The following is an 8,877-nucleotide window of genomic DNA, read 5'->3' as shown; positions in this document are numbered from 1 at the left end:
ACACATCGGGGTTAGCCGAGCAGGCCGCTGGCGCTCTGGCCCGCCATCAGCAAGCCGATGGCCAGCACGCTGAACCAGACCAGGGTTGCGCTTACCAGCAGATAGCCGCTGGCGACGAACAGACCGTCCCGCTGCAACATGCCGGTGGCCAGCAGCAGGATGGCCCAGGCAGGCATGGCGTTGGTGAACGGGATGGCGCCCAGGGGCAGCATCAGCAGCAGGGCGGCCAGCATGATCAGCAGGCCGTTGCAGCGGTTGACCGTGTTGCTGCCGGTCAGAACCAGCAGGCGTGGGCGGATAACGCGATCGACCCGGGCCAGCAGATCCGCCCCCTTGTGCAGGGTCGGCTTGAGCTGGTCGGCGGCGAAGCGACGCTCCATCAGCATGGCGGGCAGCCAGGGCACCCGATTGAGGGTGATGCCGATCCCGATAAAGAGGATCAACAGGCCAAACGGGGTGCTGACCCCGGGAATGGAGACCGGCAGCAGGAAGGGGACGGTGAGCAGCACGCAAAACAGCAGCATGCCCTGCTCGCCCACCAGCGCGAGCATCTGGCGCAGGCTGATGTGGCTCTCGTCGATGGCATGCGCGGTGGCCCGCAGGGTATCCGCGAGGGTAGTTTGGGGGTCGTGAAGTTGCGCGGCAACCATTCCCTGATGTCCTTTTGAGTAGTGATAACGGGCCCCGATGACCCGATTTGGCGCCAGCATACGTGGCAGAGGTTAACCGTCGATGAATGGTGGCTGGGGCGCGTAGCTGCGCCAGTGGTGCGGCTCGGCGGAGGTTCCGGCGAGAGGGAAATCCCGCGATGAAAGTGATCCGGTACAGCCGCCGTTTAGGATGGGCCTAGGACGCCTCTGGTATGCTTTCTGCACAATCACATAGGGAGCAGGGGATGATGATGAAGAGAACCGGGATCGTGATGATGGGGCTGTTGCTGCCACTGGGGCAGGCCTGGAGTAGCGAGGCCGCGACCACATCCGGTTGGCAGGTGACGCCATTTTTCGGCTACAGCTCAGCCATCGACTTCGAGAAGAGTGACGATGTGGTGCAGCCGGTGCCGGTCTCGGCCTCGCTCGATTCACTGCAGGGGCAGGGCTCCGGCAGCTGGGGCCTCTTTATCAGCAAGGAGGTGGATGATCCCGGCATGATTGAACTGCTCTACAGCCATCAGTCCACCACTCTCTCTCCCGACCTGCCGGATCGCCTGACGGTCGATACCCTGCACTTTTCCGGTGCCTTGACCCTCTCTGACAACCTGATGGCGCCCTATATCGGCGCCGGGATCGGGGTGACCCGTTTTGCCGCCTACGACAGTGAAGTGGCACCTTCCATGTCGCTGGCGCTCGGGGTGCAACCGCGCCTCGCCGAGCATCTGGCGCTGCGGGCCGAGGTGCGCGGTTATGGCTCGCTGGTCAACGACAACAACCAGTTTCTCTGCAACCCGGAGCAGTGCGTATTCAAGGTGCGCGGGGAGCTGGTAACCCAGTGGCAGGCCAATATCGGTCTTACCTTCCGCTTTTAGGCGAGGGGATTTTTCCCATGAAACAGGGGCCCTCGGGCCCCTGTTTCTGCAGCAATGTTCCGCCGTGATCGGCACTCCACCTATAGCTCTTTACGCCTCTTTATTAGTCGGCATCGCCCATACCGCGCAGTTTCTACCCGCCTCCTTGGCGCCATAAAGCGCCTGATCCACCCGTTTGAACAGCGAGACTGCCGGCTCCTTGGGCTCGCGGATCCCCACTCCCAGGCTGACCGTCATGGTATGGGCCGGGTCGGGGGCTATGGTGCGGGTCGCAGTGAGCAGGGTGTTGGCCAGTTGCTGTAGCTCGGCTTCGTGGGCGACGGGCAGCAGCAGGGCAAACTCTTCACCCCCGACACGGGCCGCCAGCGCACCGGGCGGGCAGTGCTGTTGCAACAGCTCGCCAAACTGCTGCAACACCCGATCCCCGATATCGTGGCCGTAGTTGTCATTGATCCCCTTGAAGTGATCCAGATCCAGCAGGATGAGGGCGTGGCAAATCCCCTGCTCCAGAAACAGCTGCTGATGAAAGTAGCGCCGGTTTGGCAGCCGGGTCAGATCGTCGAACAGCGCCTGCTGTCTGAGCTGGGTATTGATGTGGAAGAGGTGGTGCATGGTGCTCAGGATACCGATGCTGCTGAGCAGGATGCCGCTGGAGCGCAGCAGATCCTCGGCATAGATGGCGAGCCAGAGTGGCTGCGCCACCAGTTCATCCATGATGTCGGCGGTGGCCCCCATGATCCACAACATCAGACCGCAGGAGAGCATGCGGTAGGTGTGGGTGGGCAGGTGGGCGCACTGCACCACCCAGAACAGGAACAGCATGGTGAGCCAGTTGATCACCTCGAAGCCAAAGCTGACGGCGTAAAAGCGCTCGTAGGGGAAGTGGGGCAGCAGCAACAGATGCAGGGCCATGATGGCCAGCATCACTATCCCCAGCAGCGCGATGTGGGCGCGATGCTCCCGGTCGAGATGACGGTAGTGGGAGAGGCTGATGTCGAGACGATCGAACTGCATGGTGTTCCTCGGATTGGGACTGCCATCAGGTTGCAAACAAGAGGCTGCGTAATGGCATGCCGTGGTCGGATAACAGGAAACGGCTGGTCTGTCAGTGTAAACGAGCGGGCCCGCAGCGCGCGATATCGATGACGTCAGCTTGTGGGCTGGCTCAGGGTTTGCGCACTTCTGGTGCGTGAAGTATCGCCTGCCCTGTGACAGGGCGACCCTGGGCAGGTTAGCGCAGCTCATGCGCCAAATTGGTGCGTTGATGATGCGCGTTCTTACTAATGCATTGATTTAAAAGGATTTATATTTGTGGCCCGCTTTATGCTTTTTACATGTCAGACGGTCTCTTGCGGTCATCGGCGGCAGACGCAGTGATGAGGAAGTGGCAAGAGACATCCCCGTGCCGGGCGCGGGTGTGATTCTGGCGGGTTGCAGCAACACCTTGCGGTTCGCCACAGATTCAATCAGGGAAACGGAGCCGGTCTTGTACCGGTACGACAGGGAAGGAGAGTGCTCTATGGTCAAAAAATGGATGATGGCGGGTCTGACGATGTTGCCTGCCTTGCTGGTTACCCCAAGTTGGGCCGAAGAGGTCGCTCAGGTACAGACTGCGGTGGCACCGGTTGCCGCCATGACAATCAACAAGGGTGACAACACCTGGATGCTGCTCTCGGCGGCGCTGGTGATCCTGATGTCGATCCCCGGTCTGGCCCTCTTCTACGGTGGTCTGGTGCGGGCCAAAAACATGCTGAGCGTGCTGATGCAGGTCTTTACCCTGTTCTGCCTCATCTGCGTGCTCTGGGTGATCTACGGCTATTCGCTGGCCTTTACCGAGGGGGGCAATTTCTACGGCTCCTTCAGCAAGGTGCTGCTCAAGGGTGTAACCCCTGACTCCATCGCCGCCACCTTCAGCAAGGGGGTCGGGATCAGCGAGCTGATCTATGTGGTGTTCCAGGGGGCCTTTGCCGCCATCACCTGCGGCCTTATCGTGGGGGCGTTCGCCGAGCGCATCAAGTTTGCTGCCGTGCTGCTCTTCTCGGTGATCTGGTTCACCTTCGCCTATATCCCGCTGGCTCATATGGTGTGGTACTGGGCAGGTCCGGATGCCTATACCAGCGCCGAGGCTGCCGCCACAGCGACTGCAACGGCCGGTTATCTGTTCCAGCATGGTGCGCTGGACTTTGCAGGCGGCACAGTGGTGCACATCAACGCCGCCGTGGCGGGTCTGGTGGGTGCCTATCTGGTGGGCAAGCGTCTGGGCTACGGTCGTGATCCCATGACCCCCCACAGCTTGACCATGACCATGATCGGTGCCTCCCTGCTCTGGTTCGGCTGGTTCGGTTTCAACGCGGGCTCCGCGCTGGAAGCCAACGGTATTGCCGCACTCGCCTTTATCAACACCTGGGTGGCGCCGGCTGCGGCAGCTCTGTCATGGACGCTGGCCGAGTGGGTGATGAAGGGACGTCCCTCCCTGCTGGGGGCCGCCTCTGGTGCAGTGTCCGGTCTGGTGGTGATCACCCCGGCAGCCGGTTTCGTCGGTGTGGGCGGTGGTCTGGTGATGGGCCTTATCAGTGGCGTGGCGGGTCTGTGGGGGGTCCACGGTCTCAAGCGCATGCTAGGGGCCGATGACAGTCTGGACGTGTTTGGCGTACACGGGGTGTGCGGCATTCTCGGCGCCCTGCTGACCGGCGTCTTTGCCAGCCCGGATCTGGGCGGTACCGGGGTGTGGGACTATGTCACCAATCAGGTTGCCGAGGGCTACTCCATCCTTGGACAAGTGAAGATCCAGGCCATCGGGGTTGGCGTGACCATCCTCTGGTCCGGTGCCGTGGCGGCGATTGCCTTCAAGGTGGTTGACATGCTGGTGGGTCTGCGGGTGAACGGCGATGCCGAGCGGGAAGGGCTGGATGTTACCTCCCACGGCGAGAAGGCTTACAGCATGTAATCCCGAATGCCAGACAACAAAAAACCGCCGGATCGGCGGTTTTTTTATGACTCGAGAGCTGCAAAGCCTGAGTTCACACGCTTAATTCACGACGGCCACGTTGATGCTGCCATTGCCCTGGGTCATGCGCACACGGGCGCCCGGGGTGAAGGTGGGGCTGGCTTTCTGCACCACCACGATGGCTTCACCGTTCTCTTTCTTGATCTCCAGCTCGACGCCGTCGACCTGATTCATCTTGTTGCCGATGGCGTTACCTGCCGCTGCACCGGCGATGGCGCCGCCTGCGGCTGCGATGTCGCGTCCGGTGCCGCCACCGACTGTGCTGCCCAGCAGACCGCCGACTACGGCGCCGCCAATGGTGCCAATCAGGGAGTTCTCATCGGCCTGGATCTTCACCGGGCGAGTGGAGATGATGGTGCCGTAGCTGACGGTCTGCACCTGTTTGGCGCGGTCTTTGGTGTAAACATCGCCAGAGTAAACGTCACTGTTGGCGCATCCGGTGATGGTGGTTGCTGCCAGCAGGGCAATAAGGGTCATACGCTTCAACATGGTGGGCCTCCTGGGCTGCACGTAATTTGAACAATCCGGTTGATGAGTGAACTTTACTCCAACCCCGTCACACATGAAATCGGCAAAATGTAACCAATTATGCGTTCTGTAACCGGTTTTGTCCTTGAATCGCAGCTGTACCGGAGAGGGTTTTAACCAGCAGCAGACGGTCTTCTCCGGGGCCGAAATAGTCAGCTACTTCTGCCTGCAATGTGTAACCGAGCCGGTAGTAGAGGCGCTGGGCCGGATTGGCCGGATCGACCGTGAGCCGCAGTTCGCTGATCTGCAGCGCCTGCTGGTTGGCCTCCATCTGGCGCATCATGCGCTCGGCCAGACCAAAACCGCGCGCCTCGGGCAGCACCGCCAGCGAGAGTACCCAGCCTTGCGACCGCTCCTGACCGAATCCCCCCAGCACATAACCCACCAGCTGCCCCTCGTATTCGGCCACTAGCAACAACTCGGGCCACAAATCCATCGCCTGACGGAAGAAGAAGGCGGGATAGACATCTTCGCCAAACACCTTGGCATCGATCTGCCAGATGGTGTGCATGTCATGGTGGGTAGCGGGGCGTAGCAGGGGCGGGTTGTGGTGCATCAGGACTCCATCGGCAGCAAACGGATCGGCAACGCCGCTGACCTTGGGGTCAACGGCAAAAAAGGAGTCATAGGGTAGTGGTCATCCCCTACCGGATGCAAGGGATTGGCGGCTATGGCGGCAGGGGGCGGCTCTGGGGCAGTTTGGGCGCTTTGCGCAAGCCGTCGAGCAGATGGCGGAGGGTGAGCCAGGGGTGGCGCAGCAACATGCGCGGGCCGCTCCACTTCATCACCTGCTGGATCTGTTTGCGCATCGCCGGGGCGTAGCAGTGGATGTTGCAATTGGCGCAGGTGGGTTTGTGGCCGTGGCCATAACGGCAGCGGCGAAGGCGCTGATGGGCGAAATCCCGCAACTGGCGACAGTGGCGGCAATGGGGATCCTGATGATGGTGCTGGCAGTAGAGGCGGATCATGGCGCTGACCGTCTGCTGCTCGCGCATGAGTCTGGGATGGTCACTCGCCTTTTTGCTGGCTGCGGCGTGTGAGCCCCGGGCTGGGCTGGCATGATGACTTTTCATGGCCGCCATTCTCCTGACCTGCTCGCTTTGGGTGTTGATACAGGTCAAAAGGGGGGATAAAAAACAGGGCCCGCAGGCCCTGTGTCATCAGATGAGGCTGGTTGCCTGCTCCAGCCAGGCGAGATCCTCGCCCTCGAGCAGCGGGCTCAGGCGGCGGAACACCTCGACATGGTATTCGTTGATCCAGCGGAATTCGGCCGGGCTCAGGAGGCTGCGGTCGATCAGGCGGGTATCGAAAGGCACGTAGGTCAGACGCTCGAAGCCCAGCATTGGCAGCTCGCCAACCTGTTCCAGCTCGGTCACCACTACCAGGTTTTCGCAACGGATGCCGAAGCCATCTTCACGGTAGTAGCCCGGCTCGTTGGAGAGCACCATGCCCGGTTGCAGGGCAACCATGCTCCCTTTCGGAGCGATGCGCTGGGGCCCTTCGTGGACACTCAGGAAGTGGCCGACGCCGTGGCCGGTGCCGTGGTCGTAGTTGTAACCGGCCTGCCACAGCGGCATGCGGGCCAGCACGTCGAGCTGGATACCGGCGGTGCCACGGGGGAAGCGGGCCTGATCCAGCGCGATATGGCCCTGCAGTACCCGGGTAAACATCGCTTTCTGCTCGTCGCTCACCTCACCCACCTTGATGGTGCGGGTGATGTCGGTGGTGCCATCCATATACTGGGCGCCGGAGTCCAGCAGATAGAGGCTGTCCTGACCGAACGCACGGGGGGTGCCGTTGGTGTGGTGGTAGTGGCACATGGCGGCGTTGGGGCCTAGCGCGGAGATGGTATCGAAGCTTGGCTCGACGTAGTGCTCCTGCTCGCGGCGGAACGCTTCCACCTGATCGGCCAGGGTGCCTTCATCCACCCCCTCGAACTCGCCGGAGGCGACCAGCCGATCCAGCCAGGCGAGGAAGCGGGTCATAGCCACACCATCGCGCAGGTGAGCGGCACGCATGCCGGTCAGCTCGATCTCGTTTTTGCACGCTTTCGGCAGCATGGTGGGGTCTTGTCCTGCCACCAGAATGGCACCCGCCTCTTCCATGACGAGCTGGGTCCAGGCGTTGGCGCTGTCCGGATCGGCCAGCACCTTCTGCTGATCTTCACCGATGCGCTGCAACACGTCGCCCAGCTTGTCGATGGGGTAGACGGAGACATCCTGCCCCACGTGCTGGGTAAAGGCGAAGCAGTCAATTTTGTCGGTATCGACGAAGAAATCCATGCTGGTGTTGGCGTAGAGCACGGCAAAGCCCAGCACCACCGGCAGCCGGTCGATGTCGCGGCCGCGCAGGTTGAGCAGCCAGTTGATGGGCTCGGCCTGGGTCAGCAGCACGGCATCCAGCCCGCGCTTGCGCAGGTCGGCCGCCAGCTGTTCACGTTTGGACTGGCTGGACTGGCCCGCCAACTCCTCGCTGTAGAGGATGACCGGGCTCTTGGTCGGCTCCGGGCGATCGCTCCAGTTCAGGTCGATGGGGTTCTGCTCGACACGGATCAGCTCTATACCGCGATCGGCCAGCACGGCTTTGGCATTCTTGTACCAGGTCAGGCTGTGCAGGCGGGCATCGAAGCCAACCCGGGAGCCTGACGGCAGTTGCTCGGCCAGCCACTGGACATGAGGATTTTCAATGAGGTGGAGGAATTCGAACAGTTCGGCGGGGGTTTGCATCCGCGCCTGCACCGTATAGCGACCATCGACAAAGAGGGCTGCCCGCTGGGCCATGATGATGGCAACGCCGGCAGAGCCGTTGAAACCGGTGATCCAGTCAAGCCGCTCGGCATAGGCGGGGATGTACTCGCCGAGGTGCTCATCATCGTGGGGGACGATAAAGGCGTCCAACTCCTGCATGGCCAGCTCGGCCCTGACTTGGGCGACGCGGGTTTCAATTATCTCGAAATTATTCATGTCGTTAGTGCCAGATGGTTGCTATATGAGTGTTCAGTTTTTATGGCCGCTGGCCAGGATCCGCTTGATCGACTGACCCGCTGCTTCGATATGCTGCCTGAGCAGCACCACCGCCTCGTGCTTGCGCCGGGCGCGGCACAGTTCCAGCAATTGGGCGTGTTCACGCTCCGCCTTGTCCACCCCGTCGCTGGCAAAGAGCAGCTCGAAGCGGACATAGCGGTCACAGCTCAGATTGATCTGGGCGATCAGTTCAAGTGCCTGGGGGCGACCGGCTGCCTGATAGAGGGTGGCGTGAAAGCTGTGGTTCAACTCGGCCCAATGTTCGATCTGGGTGCCTGACTCCAGGGCGCGATCAAACTGGGCGAGGATCGCCTCCGCTTGTGCGAAGGTGGCTTCCGTCATCTTGTCGACGGCGTGAAACAGGGTATCGGCTTCCAGCAGCGCTCGCAAATAAAAGAGCTCTTCGATGGCCGAGGCGTCCAGCATGGTGACCACGGCGCCGCGATGGGCTTCGAACTTCACCAGCCCCTGCGCTTCCAGCTGCATCAGGGCTTCGCGCACCGGGATGCGGCTCACGGCCAGCTCTTTGGCAATGGCATCCTGACGCAAGGGGGCGCCAGCGGGGAACTCCCCACGGAGGATCCGGCCACGGAGGTTTTCCATCACCATCTGGGTTCGGGTCTTGTAGGGTGGGGTCATGGTCGGGTCACGATTGGGCGTTACAGAATTGTATATTGTATAAAGTTTGGCTGAATCTAACCTGTCACAATGGGCAAAGGCAAGGTTTTGGCCCCTTTAACGGGGCCGATGGCGGCGTTCGGGGCTCCACAAAAACAAAAATGCCGGTCAGCATA

General features: G+C 61.4%; 9 protein-coding genes. 2 read left to right on the top strand and 7 right to left on the bottom strand.

Going from position 1 to position 8,877, the window contains the following annotated elements; all coding sequences use genetic code 11:
- Positions 1-11: 11 nt before the first annotated feature.
- The gene (locus AACT07_RS18025) at positions 12-650 is read right to left on the bottom strand and encodes an exopolysaccharide biosynthesis protein (RefSeq protein WP_069529294.1); all 639 of its coding nucleotides are present in this window, start codon (positions 648-650) and stop codon (positions 12-14) included.
- 251 nt (positions 651-901) lie between these two features.
- Between AACT07_RS18025 and AACT07_RS18020 the strand changes: the two genes are divergently transcribed.
- Positions 902-1,525: an outer membrane beta-barrel protein gene (locus AACT07_RS18020; RefSeq protein ID WP_069529298.1), complete on the top strand. Its 624-nt coding sequence runs from the start codon at positions 902-904 to the stop codon at positions 1,523-1,525.
- A 90-nt stretch (positions 1,526-1,615) separates the two neighbouring features.
- On the opposite strand, the gene AACT07_RS18015 is transcribed toward AACT07_RS18020, so the two are convergent.
- The gene (locus AACT07_RS18015; RefSeq protein ID WP_069529292.1) at positions 1,616-2,539 is read right to left on the bottom strand and encodes a GGDEF domain-containing protein; all 924 of its coding nucleotides are present in this window, start codon (positions 2,537-2,539) and stop codon (positions 1,616-1,618) included.
- Positions 2,540-3,044: 505 nt separating this feature from the next.
- On the opposite strand from AACT07_RS18015, the gene amt reads away from it, so the two are divergent.
- On the top strand, positions 3,045-4,472 hold the full coding sequence (gene amt / locus AACT07_RS18010) for an ammonium transporter (RefSeq protein ID WP_069529290.1): 1,428 nt from the start codon (positions 3,045-3,047) through the stop codon (positions 4,470-4,472).
- Positions 4,473-4,553: 81 nt separating this feature from the next.
- On the opposite strand, the gene AACT07_RS18005 is transcribed toward amt, so the two are convergent.
- The 5 genes from AACT07_RS18005 to AACT07_RS17985 all read right to left on the bottom strand — a co-directional run bounded on the left by AACT07_RS18005 (position 4,554) and on the right by AACT07_RS17985 (position 8,722).
- The gene (locus AACT07_RS18005; RefSeq protein WP_005340126.1) at positions 4,554-5,021 is read right to left on the bottom strand and encodes an outer membrane lipoprotein; all 468 of its coding nucleotides are present in this window, start codon (positions 5,019-5,021) and stop codon (positions 4,554-4,556) included.
- A 97-nt stretch (positions 5,022-5,118) separates the two neighbouring features.
- Positions 5,119-5,616 carry a GNAT family N-acetyltransferase gene (locus tag AACT07_RS18000; RefSeq protein ID WP_069529288.1) on the bottom strand — a complete coding sequence of 166 codons (498 nt, stop codon included), beginning with the start codon at positions 5,614-5,616 and terminating at the stop codon, positions 5,119-5,121.
- Between the two features lie 112 nt (positions 5,617-5,728).
- On the bottom strand, positions 5,729-6,133 hold the full coding sequence (locus tag AACT07_RS17995) for a nitrous oxide-stimulated promoter family protein (RefSeq protein ID WP_005356534.1): 405 nt from the start codon (positions 6,131-6,133) through the stop codon (positions 5,729-5,731).
- Positions 6,134-6,220: 87 nt separating this feature from the next.
- Positions 6,221-8,023: an aminopeptidase P family protein gene (locus AACT07_RS17990; RefSeq protein ID WP_005355029.1), complete on the bottom strand. Its 1,803-nt coding sequence runs from the start codon at positions 8,021-8,023 to the stop codon at positions 6,221-6,223.
- Positions 8,024-8,056: 33 nt separating this feature from the next.
- Complete coding sequence (locus AACT07_RS17985) at positions 8,057-8,722, bottom strand: GntR family transcriptional regulator (protein ID WP_069529286.1); 666 nt, start codon at positions 8,720-8,722, stop codon at positions 8,057-8,059.
- Positions 8,723-8,877: the final 155 nt, after the last annotated feature.

It is taken from the genome of Aeromonas sp. ANP5 (assembly GCF_963870295.1).
GTDB classification, from domain to species: Bacteria; Pseudomonadota; Gammaproteobacteria; order Enterobacterales; family Aeromonadaceae; genus Aeromonas; species Aeromonas veronii.
Note: the sequence above shows the minus strand (reverse complement) of the source record. Positions and strands in the feature narration are given on the sequence as shown.